This window comes from Labrenzia sp. R5_0 (genome assembly GCF_017743835.1).
Classification (GTDB): domain Bacteria; phylum Pseudomonadota; class Alphaproteobacteria; order Rhizobiales; family Stappiaceae; genus Roseibium; species Roseibium algicola.
Window position 1 is genome coordinate 376,969 of the sequence record NZ_JAGHRK010000005.1, and the last position, 19,480, is coordinate 396,448.

The window sequence follows — 19,480 nt, forward strand, 5'->3', positions numbered from 1 at the left end:
TGATACTTAGAGAGATATTTTTCGAAACCTAGGTAACTTTCGCAAGGTATCATTGGGCACTGTTGCATTAACCTTTTCGGAATCAAGTTCACTCAGTTTCATCACGTCAGACCGACAGCAAGCGACCTCAAGCTCTCGATAATAGAACATGCGCACACCGAGTTACCTACTGGCAGTTTCCGTAATCAAGGGCATAATCACAGGCACTGCGGCAGCGGCCTCCGCAACAGTCACGCCTGTTCACGCTGAGAATATCAAACCTTACGTCTGGTCTTTTTCAAAGCCATCTGAAAGTTCCTACAACATGACGGTAGGCGCTCAGCTTCCTGTTCCGGGCCGGCCTGCATTCGGATCGGATATCAACATGCCAGCAGCATTGCCCAGGCATGTGCTCAATGCGCCACGCAGCTACGTACCGAGTGGAACGCTATGGACACGACTGCGTTTCGAAGACGACTACAAATTGGCAGGAATGGACGAGACGGACCTGACCTTGCGCTTTGACCCGGACAGCGACCTTGCATCAACCAGATTCACTGCAGGAAAGAAAATCAAACTCACAAGGCACGCCAACCTGATCTTGCGAGATTCCTATTCTTTCCGGACGCCCGGTTTCGAGACGAATGATATTGACTGGAATACCACCAAGAGCGTGGAAGTCTCTCTGGGCCGGACCGCGACAGTCCTGGCAGCGGAATTCAACAACTCAAAAGACGACGCCGTGTGGCACTCGAGCGTTTCGTTGCAACAACCCTTGACCAAAGCCTTCACACTTCGGGCAAGCATCAGCGAAATACAGACACAAAATCCCAGTTCGGTTTTCAAGGCTCGGTATTCCCGTACCTGGTAACTGTGCCCTTTGCGACACCGGGGATTTATTCCAATTCCAGGTGCTCCGCTATCAATTGCCCGAGCCAGGTTTCACTCAGGACATCATCGCCGCCTTTCAGAAAAGCGCGCGCCTCAACCGGATCATGGCCCTCGACCTTGACATCGAACGTCAAGCGCCAACGATCCGTACCGACGACAGGTTGAACGAAAAGATTTATTGGCTCGCCCTTGGAAAGCTCCACAACGGCCTCAACCTCGTCCTTCTTCTTCATCCCGTTCAAGGATTTGCCCTGGAATTCGACCACGACTTTCATCTGGTCCTTCGGTCGAGGTTGTCCTGGAATTCCTCCCTGGCCGATACGGGTTGCGAAAACCCGAGCACCGGACTGAGGCAGCGGATGCTGATCACGCCAGGTCATCTGGTAGGAAAACGTACGTTCGTCACCCGCTTGCGGCAGTTCGTCCGGTAAAAAATAAGCGACTATGTTGTCATAGATCTCGTCGTCAGTCGGGATCTCCACCAGTTGAACCACGCCCTTTCCAAAAGGTTCGCCAGGTTCGATCCAGACGGACGGTCGACGATCATAAAACACTCCGTCATCCTGAAAGTTCTCAAACTCCCGGTCTCGTTGTGCGAGGCCAAATCCTCTCACATTGTCTGCTCGAAAGGTGGACGTGCGAACCTCGGACGGGTTGTTGAGCGGCCGCCATATCATCTCTCCCGACTGGCTAATCATCGCAAGACCATCGGTATCGTGTACTTCCGGGCGCCAATCCCGGCCTTTCAGGCGATTGGACTCAGAGTACCAGTACATGCTTGTGAGTGGCGCTATTCCCAGTCTTTCGACCGACTTTCGGAAGAATAGGTGGCTTGTCACATCCATGACCTGCCCACTCCCCTCCTCATTTTTCATGTGCATTCGATAGGCGCCGGCGACAGATGGGCTATCAAGAAGTGCATAGACAACCAAACCGTCATCTGTCGATGCGGATGGTTCGAACCAGAATTCCGTAAATCTGGGAAATTCCTCCGGCATCGAAAGTCCGGTGTTAAGGGCAAGTCCGCGCGCCGACTGCCCATACTGGCGAGACTGGCCATCTGTCCTGAAATAGGATGCGCCCAGGAAGGAAACCCAGTCGGTTTTCAAATCCTCCCGCATGACGCGGAACCCGGCAAATCCAAGATTTTCGGGCAACTTTCGCGCCGGACTGTCATGCGGCATGTCGAAATAGTCAGGTGAATAGAGAATTTCCCGGGAAACGCCATCACCGACTTCGTTCAGCTTGACCGGTTGTTTGAAGAAACGGCCCAGGTGAAAGAACTGAATTGGGACGCCTGGTACCAGCTCCAGGGTGGCCGACTTGCGAAAGCTGATCTTCCAATGCGCGTCGTAGTCAATTTCCTCCAGGAGATCTTCAGATCGCACTTTTTGCGCTTCATACGGTCTTGTCCCGAGTTCCCGAGCCTTCGCGATCACCGTCGCAAAACTGAATTCTTCAGGGTCTCCCCGGTGGTTCTTAAGGTCACTGGATTTCGCATAAGCGCTTTGGACAAATGCCATGAAAAAAAGTGCAATGAAAACAGATCTGCTCATGAAGTTTCCAGTCGGTCTTGCTTCGTTGTCGTTGAAAGACGAACGAACGGACAAATTAGTTCATGGTGCAAAACACCGGGCTTCCAGGTTGGGAACAGGATCGCAGGAATGAGGCGTCGTTTTGACAAAAGTCGGCCATGCGTAAGGCAAGTTTATGAAGCCTCGAAACCAGCGCCACCGACGTGCGCTACAGCGATTATCCGTGTTCGTGCAGGATCAGCACTCCCGGGAAGACCGCAAAGTTTCAAGATCCCTTCATTTTGGCGCCCCCTGCCCGGAAGCAGTACTCGCACAAGAGGATCCCGCTCCCCGCGGCGCCTGATCAGCGCGCAGCGAGGCCGAACAGGGATTTTGCCAGCGCAAGTTTGCCTTCGGTCGCCCGTTCACAACATGCCCGGAAGTAACCGCCCGGCGAGCTGATTTTTTCCGGATCCCGCAAGGCCTTTTCGGCCACCATCGCAAGAATCGCCGCCGCAACATGCCGCCCCAGCCTTCCGCAGGCTTCGGTAAAGCCTTTTTCACTTAATCCGATACCGATCCTCAGCACGTCGGTTGCGGCAATGAGGTCCGGCCAGCTTTTGAGAGATAGCCCAAAATCGCCCTGGATCGACGTACATGCGTTTTCCAGCAAAGAGATCGAAACAGCGTCCAGGGTTTCCGATCGGACAAAATCCGCCTTACCGGAGCCTTTCTGCAGGGTATATCCTCTGTTGGAGCCCCCACCCCGCTCCGCTTGCTCCCTTTCTGGAGCTATTTCGGCGCCGTAGGCGACGTTAGACTTATTATTGATTTCATCTGCGTGAGCAGATGTCCGGTTATTTGAACAAGAGTTTGGTGAGTTTGTATTAAATATAAGGGTGACATTGATGTCATCTTCGCATGACGAATCCCCATTTTTATGTGCTGTTGACTGTGTATTGGAGGCCTCCTTCAGAGCTTCCATCACCAGGTCATAAAGGTCCAGCAACGCCTGCGCTTTTGCCTGAACATCAGTCTCCGCGTCCAGAATGCCTGCCATCTGATCCAGGAAGTCTGTCAGGTCGACGTCTTTCGTTGCATCGACGATGTCGACAATCGCCCTGGAGATCCTCATGACCGTCCGTTTGGCTTCCCGGACGGCATTGAGATGAGCCTGCCATTCGTCGGCCAGGCGCTTGATTTCGCGGTATCGCACTCTTGCCGGCGTGAAATCGAGACCATAGGCAAAGGTAATGTCGCCACTGTCGTTGCGGTGCACCCACCTGCGGCCGGTAGAACTGTCCCTGTAGGCGAGAATACGTGCCTCGACCAGCTGCTTGATGGCGCGAATGACCGTTCGTTCACTCTTGCCGACATAGGAGGCAAGCTTCTCGTTGGAGATGGCAACGACAGGCCTGTTGTCCCCTTTCCAGTCGTCCGGCTTTGACAGGCCAAGCAGGATGTCCAGGACATGGTAGGCAGTCGACGTGAGACCGATCGGCTGGGCCGCACGTTTCAAGGCAATCGCGACTTCGGATTTTCCAATATCGGGAATGTCGTTCGACATTGCCAGACGCTGGGACGCAAGTATCCCCGGCGTCACCTTCCGGAAGGAAGAGACGTTCGAAACAGCAGGCATGACAACCTCCGTTCACCGACACGAGCCAACGTGCGGCGTTATGCGTTTCAGGAGGTTCAACTTCGGGAAATCGGCAGAAATCCACCGTTCACACAAGATGGATCTTGCGCGTGATTCGGAATTCGCCTAAAACAGGGAAGTGTTGAGGTTCCTGTTTGGACGTTCCAAGTTGAACCGTGATTAAAGAGACTGAACGGTTGCCGCCGTTTCGGTCTCTTTTCATTTGGTCTCTATTTCTCTCGCACCGTCTCCTTCCTCACGGGGCCTGGCCGAAATCCGGCCTCTTGCCGATATGGCCCGGGACGACACCTGAACACCTGCCCCGGATCATTGTGCGCCCGGCATACCCTTTCGAGGTATGCCGCGACCATCTTCAGCCCTTCGTACGTCCCGTTTCCTGCCGTTGCCGCAGATAATCGCGATAGACGTCCGGAAGGTTCTCCTCCAGCCAGTGACTGAATTCAGCTTCGGATTTCGGTATCGAGAACACGGTTGCCGCCGATGTTCTCTTCAGTTTTGCCAGTACCGTTCCGTTCGATGTGATTTCTGCTGCAGCCTGAGTTGCCGGTGCAGCCTTCTTTTGTTTGCCTCTTGCGGCCTGCGTTACCATGGACATTCTGTCCTGCGCAGCAGCCAGCCTGAAATCCTCACCATCTATGACGGATCGAACGCGCTGTTCGGCGGCAGGGTCTTCAAACAGCTTCGCCAGTTCCATCCACGCCGGCCGGCCAACATTCCTGGCACGGCCAATCGCGCGAATGATGTCGTGCGGGATGCTGTCGGCGATCTTCCGCATATTGGAAATGACCGTTTGAACCTGGCCGAGCACCGGCTGCATCTCGCGCTGCTTGAGCCCTGCTTCGCGCAGCTGCACAGCCCACAGGACCATCTCTGCGAAGGTCAGGTTTTCGCGGACGCCGTTTTCAAGCGACTGTTCCTTGATCAGCTCGGCGTCGCTCAGCTTGCGAACGTACGCCTTGACCTTGAACGTCTCCGGTTTGCCGGCTTCCGCCATCAATGTCTGAATGGCAAACAACCTGCGGTGTCCATAGGCCAGCTGATAGCGGTCCCGTTCCGTGGGGTGCGGGCGCACCAGAACGGGGATCCTCTGCCCCTCATCCTGGATCGAAAGCTTGAGTTCCTCCAGGGCCTCCTGCGCTTCGAGGTCTGTTTCGAAGCGATCGGAAAACGGACTTGGGTCGATTTTCGACGGATCAAGGGCAACGATGCTGTCCTCGCGCATATGCGACAAGGCGCGCCCCATGGAATTCACGACGGGTGCGGTTACCTTCTGGCCCGCAACCGGCTTGGGCGGCTCCTTCTTGTCGGCAGCTGCAGCCGCCGCATCGGACATCATTTTGACGATCGACTTTTTCATCGTCAAACCTCCCTGCCCCATACACTCTTGATCAGATCGAGAATTTCGGCGTTGACGCGGTCTGCGCTTTCCAGCGCACGCTTCAGGGTTTCCCGGCCGACTTCACCGGATTCGATCTCGTAGAGACTTTTCTTGGCAACGCCGGCAGATGCGATGGCGGTCGACTCAATCGCCTCGGCCACAAGGACGTCGGTCCCGAACAAGTCCCGCATGGTGCCCGACATGATCTTCTGCGGCCCGTCGTTGGGGTTGACCCTGGTCAGCAGGAACTTGGTGAAGTCATGTTCGAAAACCGCACCGCCTTCGGACAACGTGTGGGTCACATCCGAAATCATCTTCAGGAACTGGGAGCAAGACGAGACGTCGAGCATGGCCGGGTGAACGGTGATGATCAGGCCTGTTGCCGCATAAAGGGCCGCCATCGTCGTGTAGCCGAGCGAAGGTGGCGTATCGAGGACAACGACGTCATAGTGCTCTTCAACCGACTGGATCACGGCATCGAGGCGCTGGAAGAACAGGCCAAGCTCGTCGGTCGTCCTTTCGGCAAGCGCGGTCGGCGTATCGTATTCGAAATCCATCAGTCGCAGGTTGCCGCAGGCAAGGTGAATGCCCGGGAAGTAGGTCTCTCGTATGACCTCGGAGAACGGCACGCGGTAATTGTCATACCGCAAAGCGTCGTAGGTCGTGTCGGTCCGTTCGTCATCGTCTTCGCCGGACCGAAGATCACGATCCGGCTGAATGCCGAAGGTCGTGGTCATGGAGGCCTGGGGATCCAGGTCGACACACAGCACCCGGTAGCCCTGGATAGCCAGGTAATGGGCCAGATGAACGGACGTGGTCGTCTTAGAGCTGCCACCCTTGAAGTTCGCAGCAGCAACGACCTGCAGTTTTTCTCCCGGTCGGCGATGAGGAACGAGGCGATGCGCATCGTCAGGCCTGAGTTCCGCGAGGAATGCCCTCAGTTCCCAAACCTGATCGACCGTGTAGATCCGGCGGTTGTTTTCGGCGCGATGCGGCTGCGGGCCCTTGCCTTCCAGCGTCAGGGTGCGAAGCGTGCTTTCCGGCACACCCAGCAGACGAACCAGATCCGTCGTGGAAAACGTCCGGCCGAAAACCTTGCGGGCTTCCGGCGGGTAGGTCATTTCGCGCATCGTCTGCAAACGGTCCGAAAGCTTCTGCGTGAAACTTTCGATTTTTGCGGTCGTATCGCGTCCACCGGAAAATTGTTCGGTAACGGCCATTAATGCCCTCTGACGGTTTCGTGCCCGATATGAGCGGTAACTCCGTCATGGATGCAGGATTCCAGCAGATGGTGCAAGGAAATTTAAGTTAACGAAACCCTAACCCGGCCTGGTTGAACCGGCATTCCAGATGCCTCTACGAAACTTTCCGACCCGACGGGTGTGCCAATCTTTGCCAGTTCCATAGCATCATTCTAGCCGATCCTATTTTTTCCTTTTTTATTTCAATTACTTAATTTGCCCTTGAATCCTACCGCGAGGTCTTCGGCGACGGACCGGCCACATTTTCAGAACCCTGGCTGAAGTTCAACCCACGCAAAATCTTCCTTGAAACTTTTCCGGGTGTTTTGCCGGTTACAGGCAGATTTTCTGATGTTTCAACAGAATCGGTACGGTCGGAACAGGCGATCAGAGCTCGCTCAGGACTGGCGCAAGGTTCACCACAGAACTGGCAATCCGGCAAAATGAGAGCAGCTCACCAGAGGCAGTTCCTACTTTTTCAACTCTCCATAGAGCCCAAGCAGAGCGCCAGGAAGCCTGGAAAGGTCCGCGAGCTTTCTGACATTCTTGCTGGCAAAAATCCTGCCGGAATAATCGTTGCGGTTGTCGCCGAGCGAGAAACAGAAAACATCGATGCCGGCCATCGCCAATTCGCGCAAGGCGAAACGGGCGTCTTCCAGGAGATAATCCGGATCATCGACATCAATATCGGACGGCTCGCCGTCAGTCACCACCAGCAATACCTTTCGATATGCCGTCCTTTCGGCAAGCTCACGCCCACCGTGACGCATAACCGGGCCCAGCCGGGTCGAGAATGCACTTTCCAGACCGGCCAAGCGTTCATACACGCCTTGGTCGACCGGTTGGCCGAAGTCCTTGATCCGCGCATATCGGACCGTCTCCCGAGTGTCCGAGCAAAACCCTGCAAGTGCGCAATTGTCGCCGGTCGTCTCCATCGCCCCGGCCATTATCGCGGCAGACAGGCGTTCAAGATCGAGAACGCTGGCGCCCCCCTCGCCTGCCGTCTCGCCGGTGGAGTGTGACTGGTCGATCAGCAACAGAATGTCCAGGTCCCGTCCCTTGCAACTCTTCCGGCCGAAGATCCTCGGATCGGGGATCTCCCGGTTGCGGCGACTTGCCTGGGCATCGATGCATGCATCCAGATCGAGAAAGTCACCGGTTTCCAGCCGGCCCTCCCGCTGAAACGCATTCACATTGGCACCGGAGATCAGAGAGATGAGAGAACTCTGTATCCTGGTTTCTTGCCTGAGGCTCCGCAACAGACCGTTTGCCGCCTTTCGCGGTGCCTCAGTGACATGAACAGTGCACCAGTCCGGACGCATGCGGCGGCTGACATGATCGTATTCGGGGTAGGAGATCAGCCGGGTTACCGCGTCCTCATCTCGAAGCCTTAGCTTTTCCGCAGCCGCGGCCTCTTCCTCGCGCTTTTCTTCCTCTTCGGGCTCCTGCCGCTCGGCCTCGTCGCGTTCTTGTTGCTCCAGGCGCACACCTTCCGTTTCAACCGCAACATCCATCTCGATCAGGTCCGGTTCCTCGTCGAAGGTCCAGATACCGAGGTTGTCGTCCCTGTAGGCCGGCTGCACCACATAGGTACGGGCGTCGAACTGCAGCCGCATCTGACCCAGATCGTTGGCTAGCAGTCCGCCAATTCTTCGGCAGAAGGTCTGGTCGTTGGGGGTCGCCGCAAAGGCTTCCTCGAACAGGCGTTTTCCTTTCTCCACCCAACCGTTGGTATCGCTGTATTCCGGATCTATCAGCGTGCGCGACAACCGTGCCATCAAGGTTGTCGCCAGGTCTGCGGAGCGTGCATCCATGGTGTGGAAGCTGCTCCAGAGAGACCTCAGTCCCGGCATCTTTTGCAGAGCGAGCCGTTCGACCCGCGCGTCTTCAAGCAAGGAGATAACTGCGACTTGCAAGGGTTTCAGGGACTTTCGCTCAAACACCTGCCGGGTGAAGGCAATGTGAGCGCCGACATGGGCAAGAGCCGCATGATAAAGCTTCAGGCTGTCCGCGCGGTCAAAACCCGGGAATCCCGACGGCAGACGAATGCCATCCCGTCCGAACCCGGCCCTGCGACGCATTTGCTCCGGAGCTGTGGCCGGGGTTTCGACAATGGGCGGAAGCTGACCCCACAAGGCGGCATGAAACGTCTTCAACCGAAGCTCTTCGTCGTCAAATCGCAAGACTGACGACTGCCGGTCAAGAAAGTGCCGCGCTTCCGGATCTTCACCAGCGAGAAACAATCGCGCTTTTTCGCGGTTCGTCAGTCTGAGTGCCAAACCCATGCCGACGAATGTCCTGAAGCCGGACAAGCCGATTTCTGCCAAGGATCTGTCAGACGTCTCAAGCAGTGCTTCAACGGCTTCCGGCAAGTCGCGTCCGGTCCGTTCCAAAAGAGCGCACCACTCCGAAAAAGCAGGAAATGTCTTCAAGTGCTGCGCTGCGCGAGCCGCTGTATGCGGCACCCTTGCCGATGCGCGCCGGCCGGAACGAATGGCAATCCAGGAAACCAGGCGTCCGAGATCGGCTGCGGCTTCTTCCGAAACCGCCTCCGCAACCATCGGGCCACAAGTACGATAGGCTTGCGTTACGGTTTCGCCGTAACCGGCCTGGGCAATCCGGGACAGGGCTTTAGTCCAGACGGCAGACAATTGCCGTTCATATTCGCGCGTCTCAACGGTGTTCGTCTTTGCCGTGGCAGCCTCGGTCATCGTCGCCGCCATGTCTTACAGGCAGGCAGAAACAGCGGAGGACATCGCAGCGCGGATCTCCGGCTCATCTACGAGCGGCAGCACGATGGCAATCTGACAGGCCTCTTCCAGCGGCACGCCTTGCGCTGTCAGCTGACCGGCTGCAATCAACATGCGCGTCGATGCACCTTCGCGCAGTCCGTGACCCTTGAGGTTCCGGGATCTTTCCGCAACCCGGACAAGAACCCTTGCTGTTTCAGGCTCGACACCGGCTTCGCGCGCCACGATTTCCGCTTCGATTGCCGCATCAGGATAGTCGAAGGAAATCGCGCAGAACCGCTGCCGGGTGGATTCCTTCAGATCTTTAAGCACACTCTGATAGCCGGGGTTGTAGGAGATCACGAGCTGGAAGTCCGGATGCGCCTGGACCAGTTCATTCTTCTTTTCCAGCGGCAAATGGCGGCGATGGTCGGTCAGGGAATGGATGACGACCGTCGTGTCCTGCCGCGCTTCCACCACTTCGTCGAGATAACAGATCGCACCGTTCCGGACGGCCGCCGTCAGCGGGCCGTCGTGCCAGACGGTACCGTCGGCATCCAGCAGAAACCGTCCGACCAGATCCGACGCCGTCATGTCCTCATGACAGGACACCGTGACGAGAGGACGCTTCAGCCGCCAGGCCATGTGCTCGACAAACCGCGTTTTGCCGCATCCCGTCGGCCCCTTCAGAAGGATCGGCAACCGTGCGGCATAGGCGGCTTCATAATGGCCGACCTCCTGTGCAAAGGGGCGATAAAAGGGTTCGCTGACAATGCGATAGGCGTCAATCGGGTCCTCAACCGGACCAGCTATCGGTGCATTCATTCCTGGACTTCCTGTTGAAGACGCTGCAGCGGGGGAAATCGCTGCAGCGCCAGGAGGATGCGGCGCTGCGAACCGCATCGCTCGGGAGGATCGCTGGATCAGCGCGTGCCGCCAGGTTGCTGGCCTGCGGCAAGAGCTGATCGATTTCGAACCGGGCGAGAGACTTCCCGCCCGGATTGGACCTGAGCCCTAGCGGTGGGTGCTTGCGCCGTTCGGGATGCCTTCCATCGGACATTCTTCGGTGCCGACCGTCGTGCGGGTCATGGCCTCGACCATCTCCCGCGTTCCTTCCGGATCGTTCACCCAGTTGGCGTAGAAATTATAGGGGCAGGCTGCCTGGCCCTTGTCACCGTCGCCGGAGTTGATCGTGCCGGTGTAGCCACGGTGCAGCAGTTTGAAGAGGTGGTTCTGCGACTGCATGTTCTTGCGGGCATCGCGGATCCCCGACACCGACATCTGGGCATATTGAATGCCGTTTTCTTCGGTGCCGCATTCCCCCAGCGTCCGGCCGTCGAAACCGATCAGGGCCGAATGGCCGAAATAGGAATAGACGCCATCGAAGCCGGCGGCGTTTGCAACCGCCACATAGCAGTTGTTCGCCCAGGCCATGGATTTGGAAATCTGGATCTGCTGCTCCTTGGCCGGATACATGTAGCCCTGGCAGCGGATGATGAGTTCCGCCCCGCGCATGGCGCAGTCACGCCAGATTTCCGGATAGTTGCCGTCGTCACAGATGATCAGGCTGATCTTCATCCCCTTCGGGCCTTCCGAGACGTAGGTGCAATCGCCCGGATACCAGCCTTCGATCGGAACCCAGGGCATGATCTTGCGGTATTTCTGGACGATCTCGCCCTTGTTGTTCATCAGGATGAGCGTGTTGTAAGGCGCCTTGTTTGGGTGATCCTCGTGTCGCTCGCCTGTCAGGGAGAACACGCCCCAGACGTTCGCCTTCTTGCAGGCTTCGGCGAAGATGGCCGTTTCCTCTCCAGGCACCTGGGAAGCGGTTTCGTACATCTCCTTGGGGTCATACATGATCCCGTGGGTGGAATATTCCGGGAAGATCACCAGGTCCATGCCCGGAAGGCCGACCTTCATTCCCGCGATCATGTCCGCGATGTTGCGGGCATTGGCCAGCACTTCCTCGCGGGTATGCAGACGCGGCATCTTGTAGTTGACCACCGCCACGCCGACGGTGTCGTTGCTGCTGGAAATATCACCGTGATACATCAATTCCTCCTTCTAGGAACGGGTTGCCGCGCCTCAGACCACGAGGTGTTCGTGGACAAGGTCGTCGGACAGTTGGGCAATGCCGGAAGTGACCGCGACGGTGCCGCGGTCGAGGATCGCGAACCGGTTCGAGGCCCGGCGTGCGAAAGTGAGGTTCTGCTCCACCAGAACGATGGTGAGGCCCCTGGTTCGGTTCAGGTCGATCAGGACATCCTCGATCTGCTCGACGATGTTGGGCTGGATGCCTTCCGTCGGTTCATCGAGCAGAAGCACCTTGGGCTGGGAAAGAAGCGCCCGACCGATTGCAAGCTGCTGCTGCTGACCTCCGGAAAGGTTGCCGCCCCGCCTGTTCAGGAACTCCTTCAGGATCGGAAACAGCTCCAGCACCCAGTCGGCGATCTCACCCTGCCCCGACTGGGCGGCAAAGGTGCCGATCATCAGGTTCTCGCGCACGGTGAAGGCCGGCAGGATGCCGCGGCCTTGCGGGACATAGCCGATGCCGGCGAGCGCTCTTGCGTGCGTCGGCAGGCTGTTCAATTCCATTCCGTCCAGCTTGACCGAACCGGACGTGCGGCTCATCAACCCGAGGACACTGCGAAGAAGCGTCGTCTTGCCCACGCCATTGCGGCCGAGAACGGAGAAAAAATCACCCTCGTCAATGTCCATGGAAACGGACTGGAGCGCACGGCTTCGGCCGTAGAAACCATCGAGACCGTTCAGCTCAAGCATGGCCGGCCTCCTTCGTTCCAAGATATGCTTCCTTCACCCGCGGGTCGCTGGAGACTTCCTCCAGCGAACCTTCGGCAAGCAGCTTGCCCTGGTGCATGACCGAAATGGTTTCAGCGATGTCGCGCACGAATCCCATGTCGTGCTCGACGACAATCAGCGTGTGCTCGCCCCGCAGCCTGTTGAACAGCTCGGCCGTCTTGCCGGTTTCCTGCGCGGTCATGCCTGCTGTCGGCTCGTCCATCAGGATGAGTGTCGGGTTCTGGGCCAGGATCAGCGCGATCTCCAGCCATTGCGTCTGACCGTGAGACAGATGTCCGGCAGCAAGATCGAGATCGTCCTGAAGGCCGACCAGAACCGCAAGACGTTCGATTTCCTCGTCGTCGTGACTTGCACCGAAACGCACGAGGTTGGCCAGAACGCCGGTGTTTCGTGATTGACCGATATTCAGGTTTTCCCGAACGGTCAGTTCGCGGAAGACACTCGGCACCTGGAACTTGCGTCCGATACCGACGCGGGCGATCTGATATTCCTTCAAGGTATGGATCGCCTCGCCCTTGAAGCGGATCTCGCCGGAGGTCACACGGGTCTTGCCGCAGATCAGGTCGAGCGCCGTGGTCTTGCCAGCACCGTTCGGTCCGATCAGGCAACGCAGTTCGCCGCTGTTCACATCCAGCGACAGTCCTGAGATCGCCTGGAAACCGCCGAAGGACACACTGACGTCCCGAAGGCTGAGGTGATCGGTTGCCGTCTTCATGACGCCGCCTCCGTGGTTTTCATGACATTGCTCGCGGATTTCCTGGCGCTGCCGGCGAAAAAGGGCAGCCGGTCGACGGCCATCGAGACGGCACCTGCAATGCCTTTCGGCAGAAACAGGACAGCGAGGACGAACAGCCCCCCCATGATCAGCATCCAGCTTTCCAGGAAGACTTCGGATTCCGACAGGGCACCCTGGACGCCGGTCACGATCAGGGCTCCTATGGCAGCCCCCAGAAGGCTCTGCCGGCCGCCCACGGCGACCCAGATCACCACGGAAAGGCTGAGCGGCACGCTCAGGAATGTCGGCGAGGCGAATTCCATCACGATCGTGTAGAGCATGCCTGCCAGACCGGCGATGCCGGCCGACAGCGAGAAGACGAAGATCTGATAGAGCGCGACGTCGTAGCCGAAGAAGCGGACCCGGTTTTCCTGATCCCGGATCGCTTGCAGGATCATGCCGGTCTTGCTGCGGGTAACCGCGAGCGACAGGAGCAGCACGACACACAGGCACAGCGCGACAAGGTAATAGGTTGTCGCGGAATAGGCGTCGAAGAAGAAACCGGCCACCTCGAACTGGGCGAGATCCGTGATGCCGTTGAAGCCGCCGGTGTAGCGCTGCTGATCGATGATCAGGAGATTGACCACCACCAGAACGGCCAGCGTGATGATAGACGCATAGACACCGGTGATGCGCCCGCGAAACATGAACCAGCCGAGCAGCGCAGCAAAGGCGGCAGGGATCAGGAGGCCCGCCAGAATGGCGAAGGTCATGGAGTGAAACGGCGCCCAGAACCAGGGCAGTTCGGTGACATTGTTCCAGACCATGAAGTCCGGAAGCCCTTCGCTGCCGGTATGTACCGGCACGGTGCGAAGCTTGAGGCCCATGGCCATGGCATAGGACCCCAGGCCAAAGGTGGCTGCCTGGCCGAGATTGAGAATTCCGGCGTAGCCCCAGGAGAGGCTGAGCGAGACTGCCAGGATGGCGAAGACCAGGTAGCGGGAATATTTGTTCAGGAGAAACGCATCGTCCAGCACGGACGGCACGAGCAAGATGGCTGCACAGAACGCCAGATAGAGCACCAGCCGTGCTGTTGATTTTCCAGTCAGGTTCATTGAATTGCGATCCTTTTTCCGGCCGTGATCACGAGCGCACACGGGTCGAGAACAGGCCTTCGGGCCGAAAGCGGATGAGGATGACGATCGCCAGCAGGACCAGCGCCTTGGCCAGGGTGTCGTTGCTGTGGAAGGCCAGGAAACCCGAAAGTTCACCCAGGATCCCGGAGCTTGCGACAGTGCCGAGCAGGCTCTGGGCACCACCAAGGACAACCACCATGAAGGCGTCGACAACGTAGGTCGTCCCCATTTCCGGAGAGACGCTCTTCAGCGGCGACACGAGCGCACCGGCGAGACCGGCGATGCCGGCGCCATAGGCGAAGGTCGACCGGTAGATGCGGGCGGAATTGATGCCGAAGCTGGAGGCGATCTCCCGGTTCTGGGTAATCGCGCGCAGTTTCAGCCCGAAGCTGGTGCGCCGGTAGATGACCCAGGTGAGCCCGAAGAGGACAAGCGCAAGACCGAGGATGAACAGCCGGTAGGCGGACTCGCTCGCGCCAAACAGGGACACGCTGCCATTGAGGAACGCCGGGATCTCGACATAACGCAGCTCACCACCGGCAATCAGCCGGATCGCCTGCTGCGCCATCACGCCAATACCCCAGGTCGCCAGGATGGTGTCGAGCGGCCGGTCGTAGAGATGGCGGATGACCAGGGCTTCCACGGCCCAACCGAACACCGCAAGAATGAAAAAGATCGGGATCAGGCTTTCCAGCAATCCCATGCCAAGCTGGGACTGCAGGAACCAGGCGCAATAGGCGCCCAGCATGACGAATTCGCCATGCGCGAGATTGATGACCCCGGTCACGCCGTAGATGACGGCGAGGCCAAGGGCGACCAGCATCAGGATCGAAGCGATACTGAGACCGGTCAGGAGTTGGGAGATGACAAGTTCCATCTGCAAGCCTTCAAGGTCTGGAAAACATCAGGTCACGGAAAAGCCGGGCGGCGTGACGACACACCGCCCGATTGCGCGCGTCAGCTGCTCTTCAGACCGTCAGCGGTGCAGACCTGGCCGTCGTAGGCCTTGTAGGGAATGGGCTCGAGCCAGTCGGCGGATTGTTGCAGGATCTCGAACTGGCCATCCGACTTGCACTGGCCGATCTTCGGTCTCAGCCAGGTATGAAGGTTCTCGCCCTCGATCTTGACCAGTCCCTGCGGCGCGTTGAACTGCTCGCCCTTGACGGCCTCGCGGATGGTGGTGGGATCGATATCGTCCGGCGACAGTTTCTCGACGGCCTGCTTGAACAGATGCACCTGGAAATAGGACGGCTCGGAGACGAAATGTGTAACCTTGTCGCCGCCCCAGCGGGATTTGTAGGCCTCGACGAATTTCTGGTTTTCCGGTGAATCCCAGACCATGAAATATGGTGCGGAGGTAAAATGTCCCGCGGCAGCGGCACCGCCCATCGCCGCCACTTCGTTTTCCGAGGTGGTCAGGCTGGCCATCGGCATCTTTTCCGGGTCGAGACCGGCCGCATGATATTGCCGGTGCAGGGCGACAACGGAATCGCCGACCACAGTCGAGAAGATCACATCCGGCTTTTCCGCCTTCAGCTTGTTGATGACGGACGAGAATTCCGAATGGCCAAGCGGCACATATTCCTCATGAACCACCTCGGCTCCAAGTTCGGCCAGCAGCTTCTTGCAGTAGTTGTTCTCTTCCTTCGGATAGATGTAATTCGACCCGATCAGGTACCAGCGCTTGCCGAAATTCTTCACCAGCCAGGGCACGAACTCGTCCTGCTGCTGATTGGGAACAGCGCCTGTGTAAATGACATTCTTCGAGCATTCGCGGCCCTCGTAGAGGGTCGGATACCAATAGAGATTGTCCCGCTTTTCGAACACGGGCAGCACGGCCTTCCGGCTGGCCGAGGTATAGGAGCCGAAGACCGAAACGCATTTGTCCTGGAGGACAAGCTTGCGCGCCTTTTCCGCGAAAGTCGCCGGATCAGAAGCCGGGTCCTCAACCACCGGAACGATCTCCATGCCGTTGACACCGCCGGCGGCGTTGATTTCCTCGATCGCCATGATCGTCGCCTTGTTGAGCGACTCTTCGATAATCGCAGTCGTCCCGGTCAGGGAAAACAGAACCCCCACCTTGATCTGGCCGCCGGCGGCGCGCGCCAGCCCGCTGTTCTTGCTCCAGATATGCGGGAAGGTGCCGAGACCGGCTGCCCCGAAAGCCGCCGACCCGAGAAGAAAATTGCGCCTGTTGGTTTTCACGTTGCTGCTCCATAAACAAAAAAAGCCCCGTCCGCCCTGCCTTGCGGCAGCTCGTTCGGGGCATCGTCGCCTCTGATTTTTGTGAACGCGGCTATGGTGCCGCTGAGGGAAATGTCTGAATTTCAGACAACAAAAAACCCCACGTTCCGCCAAGACGAAAACCGTGGGGCTCTTTTACCCGGATGTACGTGGCGCCGTTGCCACGAATAACTCTGAAAGATTAGCTAAGAAGTTCGTGCGAGTCAATTATCGCATTTGCAACTGCGCCAATAGTTACACGCCGTTCCATCGCCTGTCGGCGCAAATAGTTGTAAGCTTCCTCTTCGCTTACATTCTTGACGCGAACCAACAGAGACTTTGCACGCTCAACAAGGCGCATTGTTCTGAGATTTTCATCAAGTTTATCGATCCGGTTTCTTAGTCGACGCTCGTAAAGAAAGTGCTCGCGCGCCAGAGCGACACAAGTCTGGACCGCGCGCTGGACGACCGGATAGTGCAGCACGCCATGGGCGGCGCAATTATGGATCAGCTTGAGATCCAGATTGCTGACACCGCGATCCACCAACACCAGACCGGCTTCCGGCTCTCCCGGCAACCAGGGGATACGTTTGGGCATGTCCTCGACCAGCGTGCAGAACACAAGATCGCAATCGACAGGCAACTGCGGCGGGATCGGCCAGATATGGCGCACCTCGCAACGCAGGCGCTGCAACTCCCGGATCAAGCGTTCGCCATCCGCATCGGGTTCGACGATTACTACGATCCTGAGGTTCTGATGCGGAGTTGTCGCGGTGGCGTTCTTGCGCATGGCAGCCGCTGCCGACGTTCGTTGCGAAAGCGGACGCTTGGTCTTGGCCGCCGCGGTTGTGTCCATTTCCAGTGTCTCCCCGGTTGTCTGCTTGTTTGTCCAGGTTCTTCGGGAGGTTTGTGTCAGCTGTATTCGAGGCATCGGCCGTACCCAATCAAGTAAGGATCCGCCTTCACGCTGGAGGGCGATTCAAAAACGATATCGAACTGGCCGCTGCGGTTCGCGCGGCCGATGCGGGTCCACAGGTCGGCATGGCCCCACACGGGGTTGATGGAAACTTCGCCCTGCGGGGCATCGAATTCCGATCCCATGACCGACTGGCGGATCATCGAGGTGTCCATGGAGTTGGTCTCGGCAAGGGTCTTGGCGAAGACATTCACCTGGAAATAGGACGCCTCCAGACACATGTTGGTCGGCTCGTCCTCGCCGTAGCGCTTCTTGTAACGGTCGATGAAGGTCGCATTGCGGTCGTTGCCGACACCCTGGAAATAGGAAGCGGCGGTCAGATGGCCGTCTCCGACATCATATCCCATCGCCCGGATCTCGGCCTCGGTGGTCGTCAGGCTGGCGATCGGCATCACTCTCGGGTCGATGCCGAGATCGGCATAGGCCTGATAGAGATATGTGGTCGTGTTGCCGACCACCGTGGAAAAGATCACGTCCGGCTGCACCTGCCGGATTTCGCGCATGATCGGTACGAAGGAATTTCTGTCCGCTCCCAGCCGGACATAACTCTCGCCGACGACACTGCCGCCATTGTTGCGGATCAGCTCCCGCATGATGCGATTGGATTCGCGCGGATAGATGTAGTCCGACCCCACGAAATAGAACCGCGTTCCGTAGAGCTCCATCAGGATCCGGCACAGCTGGACACTGTTCTGGTTGGGTGTTGCTCCCGTGTAGATCACGTTGGAGGAAAACTCGAAGCCTTCGTAAAGCGTCGGATACCACAACAGGCCGTTCAGTCGCTCAACCACGGGCAGAACGGCCTTGCGGCTGGACGAGGTGTAACAGCCGAATATCGTGCTGCAGCCGTCCTCGACCATAAGCTTCTTTGCAAGAAGCCCGTAGTTGCGCGAGTCCGAACCCGGGTCATAGATAATCGGCTCGATGGGCCGTCCGTTGATCCCGCCGCTATCATTGATTTCATCGATCGCCGTCAACGTCCCGCGCAACTGGGTTTCCTCGATCACCGACATGTAGCCGGACTGCGAGAACAGCACACCGACGCGCCACGGTTCGGAAGTTTTGCATGAACTGGTCAACCCAAACTCTCCCCTTTCAGTCCTGCGCCGGCCGCCAAAGCGGCCGGCCGGGCTGGCCTTGCCTGTCAGGCACTACCCGCAAGTATTTCCTTCAGCTTCCCGTCCAGAAACGCCACATCAGCCAGGCTGGTGCCCGGCCCACCTGCAAAATGTCCCCATATGGATTCAATCGGAATCAACGTCGCATTCGGCATGTTCGCGACTTCGATTTCGCTGTCTTCCGGCGGGAAGTATAGATCCGTTCGGCCGGGCATCACATATGCCTTCGATTGTATTGCCCCCAGCGCCTTCTTGTAATCGCCATGGTAGATGTCGTTGGCGCTGATATCGCCATTCTGCCAGGTCCAGAGCATGGCCAGCAGGTTGTTGGCGTCCTTGGGAAGGAAAAATCCCTCCCAGAACGCAACCAGGAAATCCTCCAGCGAGGAATATCCAAGCGTCTTCAGGTCGAGTTCTTCCCGATAGAAGGATTGCGAGAACCCCCAACCGGCATAGACACGCGCCATCGCCCGAAGCCCTCGTTCCGGCTTCTTCTCGTACCAGCCTTCCAAAAAGGCGGCATCGGCTGTCAAGGCCGCTTTCACCCCTTCCAGGAACACGAAGTTGTGCCGGGAGCATTTGGCGGACCCGCAAAACGGTACGATCCTCTCGACCATGTCGGGATACATCGCGCCCCAGTGGAAGGTCTGCAGGGCCCCCATGGACCAGCCCGTGACCATCTTGATGCGCTCGACACCGAACTTCTGTGTCATGAGTTGGTGCTGTGCGCGGACGTTGTCATAGGCAGTCACTTTCGGAAACCGCGCCGCGTTGTAGGGCTCGGGCGTGTTGGACGGCGATGATGACAAGCCGTTGCCGAACATGTTCGGAATCACGATGAAATACTCATCGGGATCCAGCGCCATGCCCTTGCCGACCAACCATTCGTTGTCGACGTGCTGGCCGGAATACCAGGTCGGGTAAACGATGACGTTGTCCTTGGCCGCATTGAGCTTGCCGAAGGTCTTGTAGGCGAGCTTGCACTCGCGAAGCGTTGCGCCACTCTGAAAGGTGAAGTCGCCCAGTTCGTAAATTTCGTAGTCCGCCATGGAAGGCTATCCTCTGGTTTCTGGTATTGTCCGGCGGCCTAAGCCGCCGGA

16 protein-coding genes are annotated in these 19,480 nt (G+C 57.9%); 1 reads left to right on the top strand and 15 read right to left on the bottom strand.

Annotated elements, in window-relative coordinates; all coding sequences use genetic code 11:
* Nucleotides 1-148 precede the first annotated feature (148 nt).
* Nucleotides 149-850 (top strand): hypothetical protein, encoded by a 702-nt coding sequence (locus J7447_RS25105; protein WP_209171299.1) that lies wholly within the window; start codon nucleotides 149-151, stop codon nucleotides 848-850.
* A gap of 25 nt (nucleotides 851-875) precedes the next feature.
* On the opposite strand, the gene J7447_RS25110 is transcribed toward J7447_RS25105, so the two are convergent.
* From J7447_RS25110 to J7447_RS25180, 15 genes are all read right to left on the bottom strand, one after another.
* Nucleotides 876-2,426: a glucan biosynthesis protein gene (locus tag J7447_RS25110; RefSeq protein ID WP_209171300.1), complete on the bottom strand. Its 1,551-nt coding sequence runs from the start codon at nucleotides 2,424-2,426 to the stop codon at nucleotides 876-878.
* A gap of 322 nt (nucleotides 2,427-2,748) precedes the next feature.
* Nucleotides 2,749-4,023 (bottom strand): plasmid replication protein RepC, encoded by a 1,275-nt coding sequence (gene repC, locus J7447_RS25115; RefSeq protein WP_209171301.1) that lies wholly within the window; start codon nucleotides 4,021-4,023, stop codon nucleotides 2,749-2,751.
* A 373-nt stretch (nucleotides 4,024-4,396) separates the two neighbouring features.
* Nucleotides 4,397-5,401 (bottom strand): plasmid partitioning protein RepB, encoded by a 1,005-nt coding sequence (gene repB, locus J7447_RS25120; RefSeq protein ID WP_168687639.1) that lies wholly within the window; start codon nucleotides 5,399-5,401, stop codon nucleotides 4,397-4,399.
* A 2-nt stretch (nucleotides 5,402-5,403) separates the two neighbouring features.
* Nucleotides 5,404-6,642: a plasmid partitioning protein RepA gene (repA, locus tag J7447_RS25125; RefSeq protein WP_023001362.1), complete on the bottom strand. Its 1,239-nt coding sequence runs from the start codon at nucleotides 6,640-6,642 to the stop codon at nucleotides 5,404-5,406.
* Nucleotides 6,643-7,133: 491 nt separating this feature from the next.
* Complete coding sequence (locus J7447_RS25130; protein ID WP_209171302.1) at nucleotides 7,134-9,374, bottom strand: VWA domain-containing protein; 2,241 nt, start codon at nucleotides 9,372-9,374, stop codon at nucleotides 7,134-7,136.
* A 15-nt stretch (nucleotides 9,375-9,389) separates the two neighbouring features.
* A complete protein-coding gene (locus J7447_RS25135) occupies nucleotides 9,390-10,217 on the bottom strand; it encodes a CbbQ/NirQ/NorQ/GpvN family protein (protein ID WP_209171303.1) in 828 nt (275 codons plus the stop codon).
* Between the two features lie 189 nt (nucleotides 10,218-10,406).
* Nucleotides 10,407-11,444 (bottom strand): aliphatic amidase, encoded by a 1,038-nt coding sequence (locus J7447_RS25140; RefSeq protein ID WP_023001365.1) that lies wholly within the window; start codon nucleotides 11,442-11,444, stop codon nucleotides 10,407-10,409.
* A 33-nt stretch (nucleotides 11,445-11,477) separates the two neighbouring features.
* Nucleotides 11,478-12,173 carry an urea ABC transporter ATP-binding subunit UrtE gene (gene urtE / locus J7447_RS25145; protein WP_023001366.1) on the bottom strand — a complete coding sequence of 232 codons (696 nt, stop codon included), beginning with the start codon at nucleotides 12,171-12,173 and terminating at the stop codon, nucleotides 11,478-11,480.
* Nucleotides 12,166-12,927 carry an urea ABC transporter ATP-binding protein UrtD gene (urtD, locus tag J7447_RS25150; protein ID WP_075283434.1) on the bottom strand — a complete coding sequence of 254 codons (762 nt, stop codon included), beginning with the start codon at nucleotides 12,925-12,927 and terminating at the stop codon, nucleotides 12,166-12,168. Before urtD ends, urtE begins: the two co-directional genes overlap by 8 nt.
* Nucleotides 12,924-14,042, bottom strand: a complete 1,119-nt coding sequence (gene urtC, locus J7447_RS25155; protein ID WP_209171304.1) for an urea ABC transporter permease subunit UrtC — start codon at nucleotides 14,040-14,042, stop codon at nucleotides 12,924-12,926. The genes urtD and urtC overlap by 4 nt, the downstream gene beginning before the upstream one ends.
* Nucleotides 14,043-14,070: 28 nt before the next feature.
* Nucleotides 14,071-14,940 (bottom strand): urea ABC transporter permease subunit UrtB, encoded by an 870-nt coding sequence (gene urtB, locus J7447_RS25160; RefSeq protein ID WP_209171305.1) that lies wholly within the window; start codon nucleotides 14,938-14,940, stop codon nucleotides 14,071-14,073.
* An 80-nt stretch (nucleotides 14,941-15,020) separates the two neighbouring features.
* On the bottom strand, nucleotides 15,021-16,268 hold the full coding sequence (locus J7447_RS25165; RefSeq protein WP_023001370.1) for a transporter substrate-binding domain-containing protein: 1,248 nt from the start codon (nucleotides 16,266-16,268) through the stop codon (nucleotides 15,021-15,023).
* Between the two features lie 220 nt (nucleotides 16,269-16,488).
* The gene (locus J7447_RS25170) at nucleotides 16,489-17,142 is read right to left on the bottom strand and encodes an ANTAR domain-containing protein (RefSeq protein WP_168687642.1); all 654 of its coding nucleotides are present in this window, start codon (nucleotides 17,140-17,142) and stop codon (nucleotides 16,489-16,491) included.
* Between the two features lie 56 nt (nucleotides 17,143-17,198).
* The gene (locus J7447_RS25175) at nucleotides 17,199-18,341 is read right to left on the bottom strand and encodes a transporter substrate-binding domain-containing protein (RefSeq protein WP_023014441.1); all 1,143 of its coding nucleotides are present in this window, start codon (nucleotides 18,339-18,341) and stop codon (nucleotides 17,199-17,201) included.
* Nucleotides 18,342-18,406: 65 nt separating this feature from the next.
* On the bottom strand, nucleotides 18,407-19,429 hold the full coding sequence (locus J7447_RS25180) for an alpha/beta fold hydrolase (protein ID WP_209171306.1): 1,023 nt from the start codon (nucleotides 19,427-19,429) through the stop codon (nucleotides 18,407-18,409).
* Nucleotides 19,430-19,480 lie beyond the last annotated feature (51 nt).

Excerpts from the sequence above, each read along its gene's own strand:
- J7447_RS25105 (WP_209171299.1), top strand. The coding sequence starts at position 149 with ATGCGCACACCGAGTTACCTACTGGCAGTTTCCGTAATCAAGGGCATA.
- J7447_RS25110 (WP_209171300.1), bottom strand. The coding sequence starts at position 2,426 with ATGAGCAGATCTGTTTTCATTGCACTTTTTTTCATGGCATTTGTCCAA.
- repC (WP_209171301.1), bottom strand. The coding sequence starts at position 4,023 with ATGCCTGCTGTTTCGAACGTCTCTTCCTTCCGGAAGGTGACGCCGGGG.
- repB (WP_168687639.1), bottom strand. The coding sequence starts at position 5,401 with ATGAAAAAGTCGATCGTCAAAATGATGTCCGATGCGGCGGCTGCAGCT.
- repA (WP_023001362.1), bottom strand. The coding sequence starts at position 6,642 with ATGGCCGTTACCGAACAATTTTCCGGTGGACGCGATACGACCGCAAAA.
- J7447_RS25130 (WP_209171302.1), bottom strand. The coding sequence starts at position 9,374 with ATGACCGAGGCTGCCACGGCAAAGACGAACACCGTTGAGACGCGCGAA.
- J7447_RS25135 (WP_209171303.1), bottom strand. The coding sequence starts at position 10,217 with ATGAATGCACCGATAGCTGGTCCGGTTGAGGACCCGATTGACGCCTAT.
- J7447_RS25140 (WP_023001365.1), bottom strand. The coding sequence starts at position 11,444 with ATGTATCACGGTGATATTTCCAGCAGCAACGACACCGTCGGCGTGGCG.
- urtE (WP_023001366.1), bottom strand. The coding sequence starts at position 12,173 with ATGCTTGAGCTGAACGGTCTCGATGGTTTCTACGGCCGAAGCCGTGCG.
- urtD (WP_075283434.1), bottom strand. The coding sequence starts at position 12,927 with ATGAAGACGGCAACCGATCACCTCAGCCTTCGGGACGTCAGTGTGTCC.
- urtC (WP_209171304.1), bottom strand. The coding sequence starts at position 14,042 with ATGAACCTGACTGGAAAATCAACAGCACGGCTGGTGCTCTATCTGGCG.
- urtB (WP_209171305.1), bottom strand. The coding sequence starts at position 14,940 with ATGGAACTTGTCATCTCCCAACTCCTGACCGGTCTCAGTATCGCTTCG.
- J7447_RS25170 (WP_168687642.1), bottom strand. The coding sequence starts at position 17,142 with ATGGACACAACCGCGGCGGCCAAGACCAAGCGTCCGCTTTCGCAACGA.
- J7447_RS25180 (WP_209171306.1), bottom strand. The coding sequence starts at position 19,429 with ATGGCGGACTACGAAATTTACGAACTGGGCGACTTCACCTTTCAGAGT.